This window comes from Neobacillus piezotolerans (assembly GCF_003362805.1).
Taxonomy (GTDB): Bacteria; Bacillota; Bacilli; order Bacillales; family Cytobacillaceae; genus Bacillus_D; species Bacillus_D piezotolerans.
Map to the genome: position 1 here is coordinate 18,889 of NZ_QNQT01000006.1, position 20,133 is coordinate 39,021.

Consider the following 20,133-nt stretch of genomic DNA (forward strand, 5'->3'; position numbering starts at 1 on the left):
TCCTAAGTATTCGAACTAAAGAGCTGTCCGTTGCCGCCTGTAGCGCGGTCGAGATCCTTATGGACAGGATTCTTTTTAAAAAAGTGAAGAAGGACAAAAATCGCCGCCGCCGCGAGGATGATGTACACGATGATAAAAGAAATAAAAATCGGCCCGAGGTTTGTCTGCGTTGTGACAGATTCAGCGGTTGATAGCATCCGGTAAATATTCCAGGGCTGCCGGCCTGTGCAGGCGAAAATCCAGCCGAATTCAATCCCCAGGATGGCAAGCGGGCCGGAAGCCACATAAAGCCACAACAGCCATTTCGGGTATTTGTCCTTTTTTAAAAATCTTTTCCAGAATATGCCCACCGCGGCAACGAGAATGAGAAAAGTGCCGATGAAAACCATTCCGTTAAAAAGGGTATGGATGAAAAGTGGCGGCCACTCGCTTTCAGGCCACTCATTCAATCCCTTGACAACTGTGTCGAAGCGGTTCCCGGCAAGAAAACTTAGCGCCCATGGAATTTCGATCCCATACTTTACAGATTGGCTTTCCCGATCGGTCACCCCACCAATCGCGAGCGGGGCGTATGACTGTGTCTCGAAAAGCCCTTCCGCCCCGGCAAGTTTCTCTGGCTGGTATTTGTGGAGCATTTGGGCGGATTCATGCCCGTTTACGGCTGTTAGCAGCGAAAAGATGCCGCCAATGACAAGCGATAAGGTTAGGGCCTTTTGATGGAAACGGTAAATCCTTGACCCGTGTTCGGCGCGGAGCATTTTATAAGCCGCGACCATCGCGACAACGAATGCGCCGACGACATAGGCGGATACGGCCACATGTGTCGCCGTGACGAAGAAACTTGGATTGAAAAACGCTTCCCAAGGGTTTACATTCACTATCTCACCATTGACAATTTCAAAGCCCGCAGGCGTTCCCTGAAAAGCATGGACGTTCGTAATCAGCACCGCTGAAGCCAATCCCCCGAGCGCCACAAGCACCAGGCTGGCAATTCTCATCCAAGGTTTGATCCTTTCCGCGGCGTAAACATAAATGGACATGAAAAGGGCTTCTACAAAGAAGGCATAAATCTCGATCTGAAATGGAAGGGCCATGACACGGCCAATCACTTCCATAAAGCCCGGCCATAGAAGTGAAAGCTGCATGCCGGCGATTGTCCCGGTCGGGATGCCCACTCCCAAAAGGACGGCAAAGGCTTTTGTCCAACGCTTTGCCATGACCACCCATTCAATATCCTTCGTTTTCTGATACAGAAGCTCCGCGGCGAGAATCATCAGCGGCAGGCCGACCCCAATTGTCGCATGGATAATATGAAAGCCCATTGTCGTTCCGAAAAGGGACCGGGCTATTACTAAATCGCTCATTCCACTCTTCCTTTCAAAAATGCATAGCAACAGTGTTGACCAGGCGGCCGTTTTTTAGACTGCATTTCGGCAAGAAAGGGGAGTTTTAATAATAAAACATCCGCTTCCCGTAGGGGGCAGCGGATGCTGTCGTGAATATAAGGATTAGTTCATCGCCTTGTTCAGCGTTTCAAGATTTTTTTCCATTAAGGTAAAATACGTTTCTTTATCTTTGATGTTTTTCTCGGTAAGTGTGGCCAGATTGTGCACAGGGGCAATTTCGGCTCCCGTTTCGGCCATGACAGTTTTAGCAAGCTTTGAGGAAATATTCTGTTCCACAAGGATGTACTTAATGCCAGCCTGTTTAATGGTCGAAATAATCCTTTCCATATCTTTTTGGGTTGGCTCGCTTGCAGTTGACATACCCGCTATAGAAATTTGTTTGATTCCGTACCTTGATTCCCAATACCCGAAAGCGGCGTGTGAGACAATGATTTCTTTATGTTTCGCATTAGCCGAGGCGTCCTTAAACTTTTGGTCCAGTTCATCCAGGCTGGAAACGAGTTCATGATAATTTTTTTCGAATTCTGCTTTGTTTTCCGGCTGCTCTTTGGCTAGTTCTTTTTCAATCTCCGCGGCAAGCGACTTTGCGTATACAGGATCAAGCCAAACATGCGGGTCGATGCCGGCATGGCCATGGCCATGATCTCCTCCTTCTTCATCATGGCCATGCTCCCCGCTTTCTTCTTCCGCCCCGTGGCTGTCCTCAATCCCGATATTCTTAGCGGCCGCAACCATCCTGACATCTTCATTTTTCAGGCTTGCTTTTGCTTTTTCCACAAAGCCTTCAAGGCCAAGGCCAATGTAAAAAAACAAGTCGGATTCCGCTATCGAGATCATATCCTTTTGGGAAGGTTCAAAGGAATGTTCATCCGCACCCGGAGGATAAATGGAATGAACCTCCACATGTTTTCCGCCAATTCTTTCGGTAAAATATTGAAGAGGATAAACAGTTGTGTACACAACCAGCTTATCTTTCTTTGCAGGCTCCCGCCCGGCATTGCCGCCGCATGCGGAAAGAACGGTACCTGAGATAAGGATAAAAAGTGCCAGTATTTTTTTCTTCATAGTTGTTCCTCCCCCTTAAACCGTATTGATTCCGATTTAAATTTCAAAAAAATAAATAATACGTAATGATTCCGATTTGGTTTGACTGATTTATAATACACAATATCGATTTGGAAAGCAAGATTAAAAAATTGTTTTTCCGCGATTAATTCCGGTATTCTATAAAAGGAACGTTTCTCGGCGAAAACGCCGGGATAAATCTAAAGTAAAAGGTGAGAGAAAATGGAAATGCTAAATGAAATTCTTGAATACAATAAAACATTCGTTGAACAAAAGGAATATGAAAAATACCAGACGACTAAATTCCCTAATAAAAAGATGGTCATTTTAACATGCATGGACACAAGGCTATTGGAGTTATTGCCAAAGGCGATGAATTTAAGCAATGGGGATGTGAAATTGATTAAGAATGCCGGAGCTTTGATCGCCCACCCTTTTGGAAGTATCATGCGCAGCATCCTTGTAGCGGTCTATCAGCTTCAAGCCGAGGAAGTAATGGTGATTGGCCATCATGATTGCGGGATGAGCGGGATGAAGGCCGACCCTGTGATTGAAAGCATGAAAGAGAGGGGCGTTACAGAGGAAACGCTCGAAACCCTGAATTATTCGGGCATCAACATCAATCAGTGGCTTCATGGTTTTGAAAATGTATCCGATAGTGTAAAACACAGTGTTGAAATGATAAAAAAGCATCCGCTCATGCCGGCTGATGTGCCTGTTCACGGACTTGTCATCAACCCGGAAACCGGAAAACTTGACCTTGTCGTAAAGGGGTATTAATCAGGCGGCACTGAACAGTTATTTTTTAATCGCTTCTTTCCTTTTAGGCCATTCGTCGGGCACCGGGTCTATGCCTCCTGGATGGAGGGGATGGCACTTGGCGATCCTTTTTGCAGCCAGCCAACCCCCTCGGAGCGCGCCGAAACGGCGGACTGCTTCAAGCCCGTATGACGAACAGGTGGGATAGAACCTGCATGTTGGCGGTTTTAAAGGGGAAATCACAATTTGGTAAAAGCGGATGATTCCGATGAAAAGTTTTTGCAGCATTGTTTTTTCTTCCTTATAGGGTTTTTTAAGACATTATAATAGGAAAATTTGTCTAGTTCCAGCGCCCAGCGCCTAGTGTACTTCGGTCCCCTCGCTACGATAAGTCAACATCGATTCGCTATTGCTCATCGTGTTTCCTTTATCTCCATCGGGGCCCTCCAGTCCATACGGCACTAAACGGGCGCTTACACTTTTCTCATCACTCTACCATAAAAAAGAATACTCGTCTAAAACGTGAATTTCCTAAATGTAGATGAAAATAGTCGGAATTCATGGTATGATTAGAGAAGAATGTTTAAAGGAGTGAAATGCATGCCTTCAGTTGAGAGCTTTGAACTTGACCATAATGCCGTGAAAGCCCCTTATGTCCGCCACTGCGGCGTCCATAAAGTCGGCAGCGATGGAGTTGTAAATAAATACGATATCCGCTTTTGCCAACCGAATAAGCAGGCGATGAAGCCTGACTCCATCCACACCCTAGAGCACCTTCTTGCGTTCAACATCCGTAAACATGCGGATAAATATGACCATTTTGATATTATCGACATTTCCCCGATGGGCTGCCAGACAGGCTACTATCTCGTTGTCAGCGGCGAACCGACTGTCGAGGAAATCATAGACCTCCTTGATGCTACCATGAAGGATGCTGTAGAAATTACTGAAATACCAGCCGCTAATGAAAAGCAATGCGGACAGGCAAAACTTCATGACCTAGAAGGCGCAAAGAAGCTGATGCGCTTCTGGCTCGGCCACAGCAAGGAAGAACTGAAGCAGGTATTCGCCTGATTTTATAAACTATTAGGCAGTCTGTCTGCCATGCATAAAAGATTAATAGAAAACAAGAGGCTTCCCGGGAATATATCCGGGAAGCCTTTTAATTGTTGGCGATGTTTCTGGCATTTTGATTTGCATCTTCTTTTTGATTCGGAACAGGATCCACCGTATCGACCGAATGTTTAAATGCATAGGCTTTATTTGTTACAATGACTGTTAGCCATATTACCGCAATACAAATGATGATGCTAAAAATCATAACAATGACCATTTCCGCCCCCCCATTCCATTCAGCCATGCCCGCCGGCTGTTTCTTTGCATCCATTGTAGCATAAGGGTAGTAGAAAGGCCAAAGGGCTGCAAAAAGTATGGTATTAACGGCCATGGTTTAATTCACTGGATTATTCCCCACGAAAAAAAGAGCCTGTTTCGTTTTCACGACAAGGCTCTCCTTTTCCCAACCCCTATGTATTTTTAATGTATATTTCTAGGATAGAAGGTAACGGGGCGCTGCCCGTAATCATCCCTGGCGAATTTCCCTTTAAGGCTTTCAATCAGATAGATCCCCATAAGGTCGTAAAGCTCCTGCTTGTCCATATCCTGAATAAGCGCGAGCAAATCTTCATGAGTCATTTCTTCAAGAAAGGCAAATGCAAGCATATCAATATCTTCCTCATCCCCGGTAAGCTTGTTGCGGTATAATTCATATAGCTCGTCAACCAATTTCACAACACTTCACCTCCAGACAAGAAGAAAATTTTTGCCTATTATTTTAATACCCTTTGTTAAAAAAAGTATTCCTCCATGAACGGCGCCTATGAATAATTGATTCCGGTTTGAGGGAAACAAATCATAATACGGATGAATGGGGGCTCCGCCAAATTGGAAAACGACAGGAAAACATATTATATCGCCGTAGAGAGCGGCGAAATTTCCAGGAGCGAAACAAGTTCGACCTGGAGTTTTAAAATAATGGCCACGGATGAAGAAATTACTGAGCTGCGTTCTTTATTCAATCAAAATTATGCGAATGAATGGAAGAACTTTATCAGGGCCCACATTCCGTTCGTTGAGTATCACCACGACAACGAAAATAACGCAATAGATGAAAAGCTGAAAACAATTTATCAGGCCATCCATCGTTTAGGGGATGCACAGGCAAAACAGCATATAGAAGAAATGGGGATACTGTCCGAAGATCCACTGGCATGAATGTCAATCGCCAGCAAGCATGCGGACCGAATCAGGGACAGAGATGCCCATAATATTATTAAAGTTTGAGTAGCTTCCTTCCATCTCCTGTTTCATTGTAACAGAATTGCCCGCAATGGAAAGCTCTATTTCCGCCTTTGCGTTAAAACGTTCAGGGAAAAAGCTTTTTCTGTTAACCGCAAGTTCATAATTGAAATTTTTAATGTTCAGTTTCTCAAGCAATTCCGTGTTCAGCTGAAATTCGGAAGGCATGCTTGCCATAATGATTTTTTTTAGTTCATCCATATGCTGATTGCCCGCGGCTTTTAAAGTGACGATATACTCGCGGCTAGTACTCTCCATCGAGAGAATGTCCTGGAGTCCATCTGCCTTATGGAGCTCGGCTGCGGGATTCATTTTCATGGAAGCAGCGACTGCCAGGGCTGCCTGTTCATCGGGCACCTTTTTCCATCTGGTTTCGGTTCCGTCATTTATGAACATCTCTTCTGTTGTATAGTAAGCTTCCGATGTTTGGGAAAGCCCGGTTTCGTGATTTGTCATGTTTGCTGTCTGGTGAAATGCCGCCGGTGAAGTCAGCAAATCCATGTTGATTACCGAAGAAAGTTTTTGCTTGGTCCCCGCTCCCACGTCCTCAATATACTGGATGATTTCCAAATTCACAGAAAGGCTGTCCAGGTTTTCAAAAGCAGCGTCTGCTTTGGCGATTACCTCCTCCGCGCTTATGGAGCGGGTAGTTGCTTTTTGCCGCAGGCCGTCGTTATTCCCGGTGCAGGCGGCCAGCAGCAACAAAAGGAGTATGGTTTTTCCAATGGGCAGTATTTTTCGCAAAAGAAAGACCCTCCTCCCTAAAACTTCCCTTTTCCTTTCATTTAGCCTTATCTTTTAAGCTGAAACGCAAAATTCGAAACTTTTCGCCATTAATTTGAAAGGAAGGCGAATCAGGGATACTATAAAAATGTGATAATCATGGGAAGCCCCCAATTTAGTGAGGTAGTGTATGAAGGTTTTTTTAGATGCAAATGGCAATAAAGTAGAGTTATCTTTTATGCGGCATGCCTTCCCGGAAAAGCAAGGGCACGTCCTGGTCATTTGCGTGTATAAGGGGAAGTGGCTTTTGACGGAACACGGAAAGCGAGGGCTTGAGTTTCCTGGTGGAAAAGTGGAGAAAGGCGAATCAGTGGAGGAGGCAGCCTGCCGCGAAGTCCTTGAGGAAACAGGGGCGGTGCTCACTGAATTGCATTGGATTGCCGAATACCGGGTAAGCAGTCCGGAGAATTCTTTCCTTAAAGCGGTTTTCTTTGCGGAAGCGGGTGAAATTCACGCTAGGGAAACCTATTTTGAAACGTATGGTCCTCAATTGGTCGATGGGGATCTTGAAGAACTCCGATTTGGGGATGGCTACAGCTTTATTATGAAGGACGATGTCGTCGGGGAATGCCTGAAAAGGATAAAGGAACGGAAGCTTATGGCAGAATAAGGGCTGGCGCGATTGCCGCCAGCCCTTAATGGTTACAACCGGGCACACTGCTAGTTTTTCACGATTTTCTTTTCCAGAAGGGACACGAGTTGATACATAAGAGTCGCAAAGATGGCTATGACAAGCAGTGACAAAAGGACAAGCGTAAAATTGAATACCTGGAAGCCGTAAATAATCATATAGCCCAACCCTCTCGATGAAACGAGAAATTCCCCGACGATAACGCCAACCCAGGAGAGGCCGACATTGACCTTTAGCGTTGAAATAATTGTCGGAAAAGATGCCGGCAGGATTGCTTCCTTGAAACACTGGTACCTTGTCGCCCCAAAGGTCTGCAGTACCTTGAGGTAATTCGGGTCGACTTCCCTGAAGGAAGTATACACAACAATCGTCGTGATGATAATCGAGATAATAGCCCCCATTGAAATGATCGATGTATAGCCGGGGCCAAGCGCGACAATTAAAATCGGCCCGAGGGCGACTTTCGGCATCGCGTTCAGGATGACCAAATACGGGTCAAGAATTTTAGAAAGAATTGGCGACCACCAAAGGATCGCAGCAATCATCGTTCCGAGCAGTGTCCCGAGGATGAATCCGGCAACAGTTTCGGTCAGGGTAATAGCAAGGTTTGAAAGAAGGCTGCCATCCTGAAGCTTTTCGAGCATCAGGAACCATATTTTAGATGGGGAGCTGAAAATAAGCGGATCCACCCACTGATTGCGGCTGCATAGTTCCCAGCCCGCGAAAAACACTAGGAAGATCAATGCCTGGAAAAACCGGACCTTCCGCTTTTCTTTTTTTAGTGAAAGAAGGTAAAGCGCGTGTTGGGAGCTGATTCCGGTTTCATTTTTCAAGGGACTCCAGCTCCTTCCATATTTCTTTAAAAAGCTTGCTGTAGCTCTCATGGTTTCTTGAGTCGAATGGAGTCAGCCGCCTTATGCTTTCGGGCAAATCGAAAATTTTATGGATCCTGCCGGGGCTTGGGGAAAAGAGATAAATCCTGTCACTCATCGCAATTGCTTCACCGATATCGTGGGTGACGAGGACAGCCGTTTTGCCAAGCCCTTTTAAGGTCGAAGAAACGAGGTCTTCAAGTTTCAGTTTCGTTTGATAATCAAGCGCCGAAAAAGGCTCATCAAGCAGCAGCACCTTTGGCTCGGCGGCAAGGGTTCTCGCAAGCGCCGCCCTTTGCCTCATGCCGCCGGACAGCTGTTTTGGAAGCTTCTTTTCGACGCCAGGGAGGCCGATTTCCCCAAGGAGCCTGATTGCGGCTTCCCGCCGCTTGGGAGTCAGAGCATTAGCCAGTTTCAAACCAATAAGGACATTTTCTTCGATTGTTTTCCAGGGGAACAAATAGTCCTGCTGGAGCATATAGCCAATTTCGCGGGTTGCCGCCGAAGCAGGCGTGCCTCCTATCAACACGCGCCCTTCCGTGGGAACGACCAATCCGGCGATGATGGAAAGCAGCGTCGTTTTGCCACACCCGCTTGGGCCGAGCAAAGAGATGAATTCTCCTTCTTCGACGGAAAGCCCGATATCGGAGAGGGCCGTTACTGCCATATCTTTCGTGAAATAAGTGTGGTGGATTCCTTCAATCTTAAGGAAACACATGGATCGGCCTCCTTTGCTGCTTTCATTTAACTTTTTCGGCAATATCGGTATTTACGAGTGTTTTATGGCCGATCCGCTGCGGAAGTTCGCCCGCTTCGTCCATGATGTCCTGGAGATTGTTCCACTCGTCCTCATCCAGGATCGGATCAGTGGCGAATGAACCCTGGCTCTTGTAGCGCTCGACAACGGTTTCGATAATGCCTGGGTCGGTATCTTCAAAATACGGTTCAATTGCTTTTGCAATGTCTTTTGAATCTGTTTTCGCGACCCATTGCTGCGCCTTATAAAGCGCTTTTGTGAATTTTTCGATTGTCGCCGGATTTTTTTTCATATAGCTTTCTTTCGCCATGAATGTGGTATAAGGTAGGTGTCCTGATTCAGTGCCGAATGATGCGACAATATGCCCTTTTCCTTCTTTTTCAAAAATGCTCGCGGTCGGCTCGAACAGCTGGACAAACTCCCCGGTTCCACCGGCAAACGCATTGGCAATGTTCGCGAAGTCGATATTCTGGATGAGCTTTAAATCCTTATGCGGCTCAATGCCGTGCTTTTTCAGGACAAACTCCCCTGCCATTTGCGGCATTCCGCCTTTGCGCTGACCAAGGAACGTTTTGCCTTTAAGCAAATCCCAGGAAAAGTTGTCAATTTTCTCACGCGAGACAAGGAAGGTTCCATCTGTCTGTGTGAGCTGGGCAAAATTGATGACTGGGTCATTCGAGCCTTGCGCATGCACATATATTGAGGTCTCAGACCCGACAAGGGCGATGTCTGCACCGCCAGAGAGAAGCGCGGTCATCGTTTTGTCGCCGCCCCATGTCGTCGTCAAGTTGACATCAAGACCTTCTTCCTTAAAGAAACCTTTTGCGAGTGCTACGTATTCGGGCGTATAGAAAATTGATCTTGTTACTTCCGCGACGCGGACTTTTTCGAGCTTCTTTTCCTTGGGCTTTTCCTGGCATGCGGAGAGAAGCAGCATCGAGCCTGCAAGCATGGCCAAGGCGGCCCTTAACGTCTTTTTCATAGACATACCTCCTGGGCAATAATAATTGGGCTATATTGTTCTTGTGATATCGTATGAACCGGGCGTGATTGTGTGAATGCCCATATTGTAAAAATAATCGGTAGGAGTGATACGGATGGAAATTGCGGATGGACAAATCATTGCGGAGCAGCGCTTCCCGTCACCCAATCCGGAAGTCGCCTTGTCATTGATCACCTATAACTCAGGGGGCTTAAAGGTAAAAGGGATGCTGGCCAAGCCAGTGGGCTATGAGCCGTCCGATGGTTTTCTGTATTTGCGGGGCGGCATCAAAAACGTCGGCAAGGTCCGTCCGGCCAGGATCGCCCAATTCGCATCCGAAGGGTTTACGGTTTTCGCGCCGTTTTACCGTGGAAACCAGGGAGGCGAGGGGGATGAGGATTTTGCTGGTGAGGACAGGCAGGATGCTTTCGCAGCGTTCAGGCTTTTAAAGTCGCTTCCGGAGGTCCGGGATGTTCATATTTTCGGGTTTTCGCGAGGAGGGGTCATGGCGCTCTTAACAGCACTCGAGTTCCCGGAAGCCGCCTCGATGGCGACTTGGGGAGGTGTCAGTGATATGGCTCTTACCTATGTGGAAAGGAAAGACTTGCGCAGGATGATGAAACGGGTCATTGGAGGAACGCCAGTGAAATACCCCGAGAGATATCAGTACCGAACGCCGCTCTATAGACTTGAGCATCTGAAGGTACCGGTCCTCATCATTCATGGTGCGAAGGATGGAAATGTGTCCGCGGAGCATTCGTACCGGCTGGAAAAAAGGCTGAAGGAGCTCGGAAAGCCGGTTGAGAGCTGGTATTTTGGCGAATTCACCCACTACTTCCCGCCGGCGGTCAACAGGAAAGTTGTTGCCGACGTAACGAAGTGGATGAAAAGCCATAGCCGCAAATGATATGATGGAAGTAAGATAATTCGAGGAGGGTCATAGTATGGGAATGCCTCTTGAACTGAATACGATGATTGTGACAAAGGGCAGGGAGGAGCGGCTTGAGGAAAACTTATTCCTGCTTGAAAAAGAGGGCTATCGCCTGTATCCAATCGATATTCCTGTAGATATCCGGAGGACCATCGATGCAGAATCGAGCGGTACGGCAAAAATCAGGAAGGTCGAACTTGAAGGCGGAAAAACACGGATTACATACGAACTCGTTTCGCTTAGTTCGCCGAATTGATTTGTTCCAAATTCCAGCTAAGTAGTCACAATAGCCCCGATTTCTGACAACCGAGGACCAAAATCCAGCTAGGTTGTCAGAATAAGCTTTGATATCTGACAAGCGATGCCCAAAATCGGGCTAGGTTGTCAGAATAAGCTTTGATATCTGACAAGCGAGGATCAAAATCAGGATAGGTTGTCAGAATAAGCCATGGAATCTGACAAGCGAGGCCCAAAATCCGGCTAGGTTGTCAGAATAAGCCCTGAAATCTGACAAGCGAGCACCAAAATCCAGCTAGGTTGTCAGAATAAGCCATGGTATCTGACAAGCGAGGACCAAAATCCAGCTAGGTTGTCAGAATAAGCCATGGTATCTGACAAGCGAGGACCAAAATCCAGCTGCGATGTCACAATAATCCTTGGTTCGTGGCTACGAAGCGTAAGGCAGAAACAGTAGTTCCGCCCCGTTTCCTCTGTCGGGCTCGAAAAGATAAAGAAATACAAAAGCACGTGCGGGAAAACGGAACATTTCCCACACGTGCTTTATTAATGGGGACAGCCCCGTGTTAATGATTGATTGGGCCGCCTTTTTCGGCGATTTCCGGAGCGACGCCGGAAAACTTTTTGAAATTGGCGCGGAATTTTTCGGCAAGCTCCACTGCTTTTTCACGGTAGGCTTCAGCGTCCGCCCATGTTTTTTCTGGCTGCAGGACTTCGTCAGGGACACCCGGGACATGGAGCGGAACATGCAGGCCGAAAATTTCGTCCTGGACTGTTTCGATGTTGTTCAGCTCACCTTCAAGGGCCGCATGGATCATCGCGCGGGTATAACCCAATTTCATCCTGCTGCCGGTTCCATATTCGCCGCCGGTCCAGCCCGTGTTGACAAGGAAGACTCGCGCATTGTGCTCAAGGATCTTTTCGCCAAGCATTTCCGCATAGCGGTTGGCAGGAAGCGGAAGGAATGGCGCGCCGAAGCAAGTGGAGAACGTTGCCTGCGGTGAAGTGATGCCACGCTCGGTTCCGGCCAACTTCGACGTGTAGCCGCTCAGGAAATGGTACATGGCCTGTTCCTTTGTCAGCCTGGAAATCGGAGGGAGCACCCCGAAAGCATCAGCTGTCAGGAACACGATTGTGTTCGGATGGCCCGCGACGCTCGGCGACACGATGTTCTTAATCGCTTCAAGCGGATACGCCGCGCGCGTATTTTCGGTCAATGACCCGTCATCATAGTCGGCAGCGCGGGAATTCGGTTCAACGATAACGTTTTCAAGGACCGCGCCAAAGCAAATCGCGTCAAAGATTTGTGGTTCTTTTTCACGGCTTAGGCTGATTGTTTTCGCATAGCAGCCCCCCTCGACATTGAAGACGCCGTTCGCGGACCAGCCGTGCTCGTCGTCACCGATCAGGCGGCGGTTCGGATCAGCGGAAAGTGTTGTTTTACCTGTTCCCGACAAACCGAAGAACAGTGCAACATCGCCTTCGATCCCGACGTTGGCCGAGCAGTGCATCGGCATGATTCCGGCTTCAGGCAATAAATAGTTCATGACGGAAAAAATCGATTTCTTCATTTCGCCTGCATATTCGGTTCCGCCGATTAGGACGATCCGCTTTTCAAAAGAAATGATAATGAACGTTTCCGATTTGGTTCCATCCACCTCAGGGTCCGCCTTAAAGCCAGGTGCGGAAATAATGGTGAATTCCGGTGAATGTCCATCCAGTTCCCCTTGTTCTGGACGGATGAACAGCTGGTGCGCGAACAGATTATGCCAGGCATATTCATTGATCACCTGGATTGGAAGCATGTATTTTTTATCCGCGCCGGCAAATCCATTGAACACAAAGATTTCATTTTTTTGTTTTAAATAATCAAGTACTTTATTATAGAGGGTAGAGAATGCGTTTTCAGAGATGGGCTGGTTAATCGCGCCCCAATCAATTTTGCTGCTGCTTGATTTTTCTTCGACAATGAACTTATCTTCAGGTGAACGGCCTGTATATTTTCCGGTTGAAACGCTGATTGCGCCGGTTGATGTCAGCAGCCCTTCTCCACGGCTCAACACTTTTTCAACCAGCTCCGGTACGGATAGCTGGACTAGAAGGTTTGCTTCGGTCAGAAGCTTGAACGGAGTTTCTGGATTATGCACACCAAACATGTATTGATTTCCCCTTTGCTTTTGTTTGTAAAGAGCTTTTTATCTCACAAATAGTATAGCACATTCGAGCAATTGGTCTATACTAATAACCTTCTTTTTTTATAATAAATTTTTTGGGGGTCGCTGATGAAGCTTTTAGCCTTGTATGACGGCAATTGTGTTCTGTGCAATAAGACGAAGGCCAAGGCCCAAAAACTCGATTGGCTTGGACGAGTCCAATGGATTTCTCTTCAGGATTATGAGAAACAAGGCCGCGAGCCATCTTTCAGGGCTATTGACCTTCGTAGGGAGCTGCATCTTATTGGAGAGGGTGGAAAGGTGTATAAGGGGTTTTTTGCGGCGAGGAAGCTGCTGATCCAATTTCCCGCCACTTTTTTGCCGGCATTGTTCCTTTATCTTCCGTTCGCCAAAATGGCAGGCGTCCCGATTTATAATTGGGCTGCAAGGAACAGGTATAAATGGATGGGTGAAACATGTGCAGACGGTAGTTGTTCCATTTGATTGTTTAATAACAAATTCCGCTTTAAATGGATGTTTTTTAATAAAGAATTTTCTCGGAAAAATTATTGACATGCCTCGACAGTGTGGTATGATTTTACCTTGAACGGATACTCTCTTATCCTGAGCCGGTGGAGGGACAGGCCCTATGAAGCCCGGCAACCTGCATGTGAGAAAATTTTCTCCTGGCAAAGGTGCCAAACCTGACGCAAGGCGCATGCCTTGAACGATAAGAGTGAAAGGCGCAAATTACGCGATGCAACCTTTCCTCATAAGGGAAGGTTTTTTATTTGCAGCCTTATGAATCAGCATCTTTAGTAGCGGGGTATTCATAAAACCCCCAGGTTTACTTCATACTACTTAGGGAAATGAGTACCGTGAAACCGAGGTTGCTAGGCAGGCCGGAAATGTTCCATGCAGCTGACCTCATTGTATAAAGAAGATTAAGGAGGAATCCAGATGCCATCAAAACGCCGTTTGTTCACGTCTGAATCAGTGACTGAAGGCCATCCAGACAAGATCTGCGACCAGATTTCTGATTCGATTTTAGATGCGATCCTGGCAAAAGACGCAAACGCCCGCGTCGCTGCAGAAACTTCCGTTACAACAGGGCTTGTTCTTGTTGCGGGAGAAATTACAACTTCAACTTATGTTGATATCCCAAAAATTGTCCGTGATACAATCCGTGAAATCGGCTATACACGCGCGAAATATGGCTTCGATGCAGATACATGCGCCGTATTGACGTCTATCGACGAGCAATCGGCCGACATCGCGATGGGTGTCGATCAAGCGCTTGAAGCCCGTGAAGGCAGCATGTCGGACGCGGAAATTGAAGCAATCGGCGCGGGAGACCAGGGCTTGATGTTCGGTTTTGCCTGCAATGAAACAGAAGAGCTCATGCCGCTTCCAATTTCGCTTGCCCATAAGCTTTCCCGCAGGCTGACAGAAGTGCGCAAGGATGAAACACTTCCTTACCTGCGCCCGGATGGAAAAACGCAGGTAACAGTTGAATATGACGAAAACAACAACCCAGTCCGGATTGATACAATCGTTATTTCAACACAGCATGGCCCTGAGGCGACCCTGGAACAGATCCAGAGCGACCTTAAAAAGCATGTTATCGGCCCTGTTGTTCCGCAGGACCTGATTGATGATAAGACAAAATACTTCATCAACCCTACTGGACGTTTCGTAATCGGCGGCCCTCAAGGGGATGCCGGGCTTACCGGACGGAAAATCATCGTCGATACGTACGGCGGCTATGCTCGCCACGGCGGCGGTGCTTTCTCCGGAAAAGATCCAACTAAGGTTGACCGTTCCGCGGCATACGCTGCACGCTATGTTGCTAAAAACATCGTGGCGGCAGGCCTTGCCGACAAGGTAGAAGTCCAGCTAGCCTACGCGATCGGTGTTGCCCGTCCAGTATCGATTGCCGTTGATACATTTGGAACAGGCACTGTAAGCGAGGATGTTCTTGTTGAACTGATCGAAAACAATTTCGATCTACGCCCAGCAGGCATCATCAACATGCTTGACCTTCGCAAGCCAATCTATAAGCAGACAGCCGCATATGGCCACTTTGGCCGCAATGATGTCGACCTTCCATGGGAGCGTACAGACAAGGCTGCAGCTTTGAAGGAACAGGCATCCAAATAATCGTTTAACGGGAGCTGCATGGCATCATGTGGCTCCCGTTTTTTTTGCGACGCGGAAAGAGTGTTTACCAACCTTGTTTTTGGTCTAAAATCCAAATGTTGCCGCAATTTTCCTTTAGCTCCAAGTGCCATTTTTTTCTGAAAAATGATAGTATTAAATGGTGTGGCACAACTGCAATTAAATTTGCAGATGTAATGAGGAATTTTGTCATAGTTGGCGATTAAATTCCGCAATGGGTACGCATGCTGTTTTTGAAATCAGCGTAGCGATTATCACAATCACAAAAATGCAATGATCGGAGTAGGTGAATACATAATGTGCGGTTTTATCGGATGTGTTCATGAACAGGCACAGACTTTCAGGGATGAAGAAAAGAAGATTTTTAAAAGCATGAATGATATCATCACCCATCGCGGGCCGGATGATGACGGATATTATTTCGACGAACATGTGCAGTTTGGCTTTAGGCGATTGAGCATTATCGATATCGAGTGCGGCGCCCAGCCGCTCACATATGAAAACGAGCGTTATTGGATCATTTTTAACGGCGAGGTGTACAACTACGTCGAGCTTCGCGATGAGCTTTTAAAAGAAGGGCTCGAATTTGCGACGAGTTCAGATACAGAAGTCATCATCGCCTTGTACAGCCATCTGAAGGAAAAGGCTGTCCAAAAGCTGCGCGGAATGTTCGCTTTCGTCATCTGGGACAAACAGGAGAAAACGCTTTTCGGCGCCCGCGACCATTTCGGGATCAAACCATTCTTTTATTATGAGGGCCAAGAAAGGACTTTCTTTGCTTCTGAAAAAAAGAGCATCCTGCTTGCTTTGGAAAAAGAGGAACTGAATTATGATTCGCTTCAGCACTACCTGACGTACCAATTCGTTCCTGAGCCGGAAACGATGACGGACGGAATCCATAAGCTGGAGCCGGGCCATTATTTTACAAAAAAAGCTGGCGGCAAAATGGACATCAAACGGTACTGGAAGGCGAATTTCGCGCCAGTGCTGAAGTCCGAAGATGAATTTGTTAAGGAAATCAGGGATGTCCTGTTCGATTCGGTTAAAATGCATATGCGGAGCGATGTGCCGGTCGGCTCTTTCTTATCCGGAGGAATTGATTCATCGATTATCGCCTCAATCGCAAAGGAATACCATCCAGCCATCAAGACGTTTTCAGTCGGTTTTGAGAGGGACGGCTTCAGTGAAATTGATGTGGCGAAAGAAACCGCCGAAAGGCTAGGCGTAGAAAACATCAGCCGGGTCATTACCCCTGAGGAGTATATGGCCGAGGTGCCTAAAATTATGTGGCATATGGATGATCCTCTTGCGGATCCTGCATGTGTCCCGTTGTACTTCGTCGCGCGCGAGGCCAGGAAGCATGTAACGGTTGTCCTATCTGGCGAAGGCGCGGACGAGTTGTTCGGAGGGTATAATATTTACCGCGAACCGGGCGATTTGGAAGTATTCAACAAAATTCCTCGAGTAGGGAAAGTCCTTTTAAAAGGAATTGCGGGGATGATGCCTGAAGGAACAAAGGGGAAGAGCTTTATTGAACGCGGTGTAACCCCGATGGAGGAACGTTATATCGGGAATGCCAAAATGTTCACTGAGGAAGAAAAGCGCGAACTTTTGAACGTATACCGCGAAGGACTTGATTTTACGGACATAACGAAAAAGCTGTACGCCGAGAGCCAGGGCTATAATCCTGTCGACCGGATGCAATATATTGACATCCATACGTGGATGCGGGGAGACATCCTGTTGAAGGCGGATAAAATGACGATGGCGCATTCACTCGAGCTGCGGGTGCCGTTCCTTGATAAGGAAGTGTTCTCGGTCGCTTCGAGGATTCCAGCCGACTTGAAAACTGCCAATGGGACTACGAAGTATATCCTGAGGAAAGCGGCGGAAAGCTTTGTGCCAGCCCATGTGCTTGACCGGAAAAAGCTTGGCTTCCCGGTGCCGATCCGCCACTGGCTGAAGGACGAAATGAATTCGTGGGCAAAGGACATCATCCGCGAAAGCAACACGGATCACTTGTTCAATAAACAATACGTACTTAAGCTTCTCGATGACCATTGCCTCGGAAAAGCCGACAATAGCCGGAAAATCTGGACAGTGCTCATGTTCATGGTGTGGCACCAGGTGTATGTGGAAGATAAGTATTCTTTCGGGGCCGAAAAATCGTACCAGGCGATGAATTAAGCCTAGCGAAAAATTATTAAAGAAACAAAGGAGCTCCCGCTTGGACAGGGGAGCTCTTTTCTGTACCATTCAGATTTGGCGTGAGCGCCTTATTTCTGATTTATTGGCGTAAGGCCTTTGTAATATTGGGCTTTTTCCGCGTATTCCTTTGTAATCCGCTCCATTTCTTTCACATCATCAGGAGTAAGTTCGCGGACGACTTTTGCCGGCCTTCCAAGGGCTAATGTACGGGGAGGGATTTTTTTGCCGGGCGGGACAAGGCTTCCCGCTCCAATGAACGCCCCTTCGCCAATCTCGGCACGGTCAAGGATAATCGACCCCATCCCGATCAGCGCGTTTTTGCGGACGATGCAGCTATGTAATGTGCACTGATGGCCGACCGTTACTTCATCCTCGAGAACCAAAGGATTGCCGGGGCTTTGATGTAGCACGGAATTGTCCTGGATATTGACCTTTTTCCCAATGATCGTAGGCGCGATATCCCCACGGATGACCGTGTTGTACCAGACGCTTGATTCGGGACCGATTTCAACATCTCCCGAAATGGTCACGAAATCGGCGATGAATGCCGTATCATCTATTTGCGGATACTTCCCCTTATACGGATAAATCATTTGATACTCCCCTTTATCATTATCATTCACTGAAAGTGTACCGGATTTTGTCCCCATCTTGCAAAGCAAATTGGGTATACCCGGCACATTTCTATGTTATAGTACTTTTAACGTAAGTTTTCGGTAGCTGCTTAGGAATTCATAATATGGTACTTTGTGGATAAGCACGAAATAAGTTATTTGTGCATGTCGCGCCAGGCGCCTGCGCATTTTGTTCTAGGAGGAAGGTTTTATGTGGAAATGGGAAGCAGACGGCGAGGCAAAGGCCGTCATCGTGATGGTGCACGGAGCCATGGAGCATCACCGCCGGTACGGATGGCTGATTGAAATGTGGCGTACGTCCGGGTTCCATGTGATCATGGGCGACCTTCCCGGCCAAGGGATGACGACACGCGCTCACCGCGGCCATATTGATTCATTCGATGAATATTTAACTGAAGTAAGGGATTGGATAGAGGCGGCCTACACATACGGACTGCCGGTTTTCCTGCTCGGCCACAGCATGGGCGGGCTGATTTCCATCAGGCTCCTTCAGGAAGAAAAGTTGACAATCGCTGGGGTAATCCTGTCATCGCCGTGCCTCGGGCTTGTCCATGAACCGCCAAAGTTTATCAATTTCCTTTCCTACGGATTGAACCTGGTGTTCCCGTCTCTCAGGATGAAATCGGGAATTACGGTTAAAATGGCGACACGGAATAAGGAAGTTCAGGAATTTGATTTAAACGACACTCTTTATGTAACGAAGGTTTCGGTCAGGTGGTACCGGGAGCTTCAGGATGCCATGAAAGCAGCTTTCCATGAATTAGGCCAAATCCAGGATGTCCCGGCGCTCGTCATGCAGGCGGGAGATGACTTGATTGTCAACAAAAAAGCGGTCAGGAGCTGGTTCAACCAGGCGCCGCTATCAGAAAAACGGTTCAAGGAGTGGCCGGATTTCTACCACGAAATTTTTAATGAGCCCGAGCGGGACAAAGTCTTTGAATATGCCCGCGATTTTGTTCATGGCCAGTTGCGGGAAATTGGTTATGTTATTGACTAAAATACTCAGATCGGCCGGGCGCCGGTAAGGGATTCAGGATAACGAAGCCCGCAAAAAGGCTTCTCCGTCCCTTCAAGCGTCTGTGCTATACGGATAATAGGTGATAAGAATGGCAATCCCAATTAAACCGGCCAGTTTGATGGCTACAACATACCGAAAAATTTTCCCGGCAGTGAAGGAAGAACTCTCTTACTGGAAAAAAAGGGCTGAAGCCATACCGAATTCAGAGCTTCGCAAACAGGCGCTGGCAAGCATCGAAACGAAGGCGTTTCATTGCGAAGGCGGCGCCATCCTGGGTCTTATCGCCAAAGAGGAATACCGCAAGGCAATTTCCTTTATTGTCGCCTACCAGACAATCAGCGACTATCTTGATAATCTTTGCGACCGAAGCACTTCGCTTGACCCTGAAGATTTCGCCAGCCTCCATGACGCGATGTTTGATGCTCTAATCCCGGGCCAGTCGTACGGCGATTATTACAGCAAGAGGGAAGACCGGGATGACGGCGGATACTTAGCGGACCTTGTCGGAGCATGCAATACGGTGCTCGCTTCAATGGGGAAATATCCCGTCATTAAGGACCATCTTCTTGAATTATGCGGCTTTTATTGCGAGTTACAGGTACATAAGCATGTTACCCCGGAGGAAAGGGAATCGCGCCTAAAGGAATGGTTCGCGAGGCATAAAACACGGTTGCCGGACATGGAATGGTATGAATTTTCCGCCTGCTCCGGCTCTACGCTCGGCATTTTCTGCCTTGTCTCCTATGCACTTGGGTCCAATTTTGGGGAACGGGAAGCGGAAAAGGTCATGAATGGCTATTTCCCGTATATCCAGGGACTCCATATCCTCCTCGATTATTTGATCGACCAGGAAGAGGACCGCGCGGGCGGAGATTTGAATTTCTGCTTTTATTACAAAAACCAGGAAACGCTGTTCAATAGGCTGATGCATTTTATGGAGGAGGCAGATCGGCATACGGAAGGTCTCCCGAACCAGCGATTCCACAGGCTGATCAACCGGGGGCTGCTTGGCATCTATTTGTCGGATGAAAAGGTCCGCAGGCAGGAGGGTGTCCGGAAGCTTGCGAAAAAAATCATCAAGTCCGGCGGCCCTGTCAGCAGGTTTTTCTATGTGAACGGCATCGCTTACCGGTTTTTCCAAAGGCTTATTCCAAATTAAC

Annotated in this window: 22 protein-coding genes and 1 riboswitch; of the genes, 11 read left to right on the top strand and 11 right to left on the bottom strand. The window is 47.6% G+C overall.

Going from position 1 to position 20,133, the window contains the following annotated elements:
- Positions 1-2: 2 nt before the first annotated feature.
- Positions 3-1,364, bottom strand: coding sequence for a cytochrome ubiquinol oxidase subunit I (locus DRW41_RS13845; RefSeq protein WP_115452603.1), 1,362 nt, complete (start codon positions 1,362-1,364; stop codon positions 3-5).
- A 144-nt stretch (positions 1,365-1,508) separates the two neighbouring features.
- Positions 1,509-2,471, bottom strand: a complete 963-nt coding sequence (locus DRW41_RS13850) for a metal ABC transporter solute-binding protein, Zn/Mn family (protein WP_115452604.1) — start codon at positions 2,469-2,471, stop codon at positions 1,509-1,511.
- Between the two features lie 222 nt (positions 2,472-2,693).
- Between DRW41_RS13850 and DRW41_RS13855 the strand changes: the two genes are divergently transcribed.
- Positions 2,694-3,251: a beta-class carbonic anhydrase gene (locus DRW41_RS13855; protein WP_115452605.1), complete on the top strand. Its 558-nt coding sequence runs from the start codon at positions 2,694-2,696 to the stop codon at positions 3,249-3,251.
- Between the two features lie 18 nt (positions 3,252-3,269).
- Here the strand turns inward: DRW41_RS13855 and yidD are convergent, their stop codons facing one another.
- On the bottom strand, positions 3,270-3,518 hold the full coding sequence (gene yidD / locus DRW41_RS13860; protein WP_115452606.1) for a membrane protein insertion efficiency factor YidD: 249 nt from the start codon (positions 3,516-3,518) through the stop codon (positions 3,270-3,272).
- Positions 3,519-3,830: 312 nt separating this feature from the next.
- Here yidD and DRW41_RS13865 point away from each other — a divergent pair, with 312 nt between their 5' ends.
- On the top strand, positions 3,831-4,304 hold the full coding sequence (locus tag DRW41_RS13865) for an S-ribosylhomocysteine lyase (RefSeq protein WP_115452607.1): 474 nt from the start codon (positions 3,831-3,833) through the stop codon (positions 4,302-4,304).
- An 88-nt stretch (positions 4,305-4,392) separates the two neighbouring features.
- Here DRW41_RS13865 and ytzI read toward each other — a convergent pair whose 3' ends face one another.
- Both ytzI and DRW41_RS13875 read right to left on the bottom strand, forming a co-directional pair.
- Positions 4,393-4,590: a YtzI protein gene (gene ytzI / locus DRW41_RS13870; protein ID WP_245959443.1), complete on the bottom strand. Its 198-nt coding sequence runs from the start codon at positions 4,588-4,590 to the stop codon at positions 4,393-4,395.
- A 176-nt stretch (positions 4,591-4,766) separates the two neighbouring features.
- On the bottom strand, positions 4,767-5,021 hold the full coding sequence (locus DRW41_RS13875) for a DUF6154 family protein (protein WP_115452608.1): 255 nt from the start codon (positions 5,019-5,021) through the stop codon (positions 4,767-4,769).
- A gap of 153 nt (positions 5,022-5,174) precedes the next feature.
- Here DRW41_RS13875 and DRW41_RS13880 point away from each other — a divergent pair, with 153 nt between their 5' ends.
- Positions 5,175-5,504, top strand: a complete 330-nt coding sequence (locus tag DRW41_RS13880; protein WP_115452609.1) for a hydrolase — start codon at positions 5,175-5,177, stop codon at positions 5,502-5,504.
- A gap of 3 nt (positions 5,505-5,507) precedes the next feature.
- On the opposite strand, the gene DRW41_RS13885 is transcribed toward DRW41_RS13880, so the two are convergent.
- A complete protein-coding gene (locus DRW41_RS13885) occupies positions 5,508-6,332 on the bottom strand; it encodes a DUF6612 family protein (RefSeq protein WP_115452610.1) in 825 nt (274 codons plus the stop codon).
- Positions 6,333-6,501: 169 nt separating this feature from the next.
- Between DRW41_RS13885 and ytkD the strand changes: the two genes are divergently transcribed.
- Complete coding sequence (gene ytkD, locus DRW41_RS13890) at positions 6,502-6,981, top strand: RNA deprotection pyrophosphohydrolase (RefSeq protein WP_115452611.1); 480 nt, start codon at positions 6,502-6,504, stop codon at positions 6,979-6,981.
- 50 nt (positions 6,982-7,031) lie between these two features.
- Here the strand turns inward: ytkD and DRW41_RS13895 are convergent, their stop codons facing one another.
- The 3 genes from DRW41_RS13895 to DRW41_RS13905 are packed head-to-tail and all read right to left on the bottom strand — an operon-like array spanning position 7,032 to position 9,613.
- Positions 7,032-7,835, bottom strand: coding sequence for an ABC transporter permease (locus DRW41_RS13895; RefSeq protein WP_245959444.1), 804 nt, complete (start codon positions 7,833-7,835; stop codon positions 7,032-7,034).
- Positions 7,825-8,592 carry an ABC transporter ATP-binding protein gene (locus DRW41_RS13900; protein ID WP_115452613.1) on the bottom strand — a complete coding sequence of 256 codons (768 nt, stop codon included), beginning with the start codon at positions 8,590-8,592 and terminating at the stop codon, positions 7,825-7,827. The genes DRW41_RS13895 and DRW41_RS13900 overlap by 11 nt, the downstream gene beginning before the upstream one ends.
- Positions 8,593-8,614: 22 nt before the next feature.
- Positions 8,615-9,613, bottom strand: coding sequence for an ABC transporter substrate-binding protein (locus DRW41_RS13905; RefSeq protein ID WP_115452614.1), 999 nt, complete (start codon positions 9,611-9,613; stop codon positions 8,615-8,617).
- Between the two features lie 115 nt (positions 9,614-9,728).
- Here DRW41_RS13905 and DRW41_RS13910 point away from each other — a divergent pair, with 115 nt between their 5' ends.
- Positions 9,729-10,520: an alpha/beta hydrolase family protein gene (locus DRW41_RS13910; protein WP_115452615.1), complete on the top strand. Its 792-nt coding sequence runs from the start codon at positions 9,729-9,731 to the stop codon at positions 10,518-10,520.
- A gap of 37 nt (positions 10,521-10,557) precedes the next feature.
- Positions 10,558-10,800 carry a DUF2584 domain-containing protein gene (locus DRW41_RS13915; protein WP_115452616.1) on the top strand — a complete coding sequence of 81 codons (243 nt, stop codon included), beginning with the start codon at positions 10,558-10,560 and terminating at the stop codon, positions 10,798-10,800.
- Positions 10,801-11,347: 547 nt separating this feature from the next.
- On the opposite strand, the gene pckA is transcribed toward DRW41_RS13915, so the two are convergent.
- Entirely contained in the window at positions 11,348-12,937 is a 1,590-nt protein-coding gene (gene pckA / locus DRW41_RS13920) for a phosphoenolpyruvate carboxykinase (ATP) (protein WP_115452617.1), read from the bottom strand.
- Positions 12,938-13,063: 126 nt separating this feature from the next.
- On the opposite strand from pckA, the gene DRW41_RS13925 reads away from it, so the two are divergent.
- From DRW41_RS13925 to asnB, 3 genes are all read left to right on the top strand, one after another.
- Positions 13,064-13,438, top strand: a complete 375-nt coding sequence (locus DRW41_RS13925) for a thiol-disulfide oxidoreductase DCC family protein (protein ID WP_115452618.1) — start codon at positions 13,064-13,066, stop codon at positions 13,436-13,438.
- A gap of 112 nt (positions 13,439-13,550) precedes the next feature.
- Positions 13,551-13,671: riboswitch (SAM riboswitch) on the top strand.
- A gap of 223 nt (positions 13,672-13,894) precedes the next feature.
- The gene (metK, locus tag DRW41_RS13930; RefSeq protein WP_115452619.1) at positions 13,895-15,094 is read left to right on the top strand and encodes a methionine adenosyltransferase; all 1,200 of its coding nucleotides are present in this window, start codon (positions 13,895-13,897) and stop codon (positions 15,092-15,094) included.
- A gap of 315 nt (positions 15,095-15,409) precedes the next feature.
- On the top strand, positions 15,410-17,299 hold the full coding sequence (asnB, locus tag DRW41_RS13935) for an asparagine synthase (glutamine-hydrolyzing) (protein WP_115452620.1): 1,890 nt from the start codon (positions 15,410-15,412) through the stop codon (positions 17,297-17,299).
- 89 nt (positions 17,300-17,388) lie between these two features.
- On the opposite strand, the gene DRW41_RS13940 is transcribed toward asnB, so the two are convergent.
- Positions 17,389-17,913: a gamma carbonic anhydrase gene (locus tag DRW41_RS13940; RefSeq protein WP_115452621.1), complete on the bottom strand. Its 525-nt coding sequence runs from the start codon at positions 17,911-17,913 to the stop codon at positions 17,389-17,391.
- A 232-nt stretch (positions 17,914-18,145) separates the two neighbouring features.
- Between DRW41_RS13940 and DRW41_RS13945 the strand changes: the two genes are divergently transcribed.
- Together DRW41_RS13945 and tbcS are read left to right on the top strand one after the other, a co-directional pair.
- The gene (locus DRW41_RS13945) at positions 18,146-18,952 is read left to right on the top strand and encodes an alpha/beta hydrolase (protein WP_115452622.1); all 807 of its coding nucleotides are present in this window, start codon (positions 18,146-18,148) and stop codon (positions 18,950-18,952) included.
- Between the two features lie 109 nt (positions 18,953-19,061).
- Positions 19,062-20,132 carry a tetraprenyl-beta-curcumene synthase gene (tbcS, locus tag DRW41_RS13950; RefSeq protein ID WP_115452623.1) on the top strand — a complete coding sequence of 357 codons (1,071 nt, stop codon included), beginning with the start codon at positions 19,062-19,064 and terminating at the stop codon, positions 20,130-20,132.
- Position 20,133 lies beyond the last annotated feature (1 nt).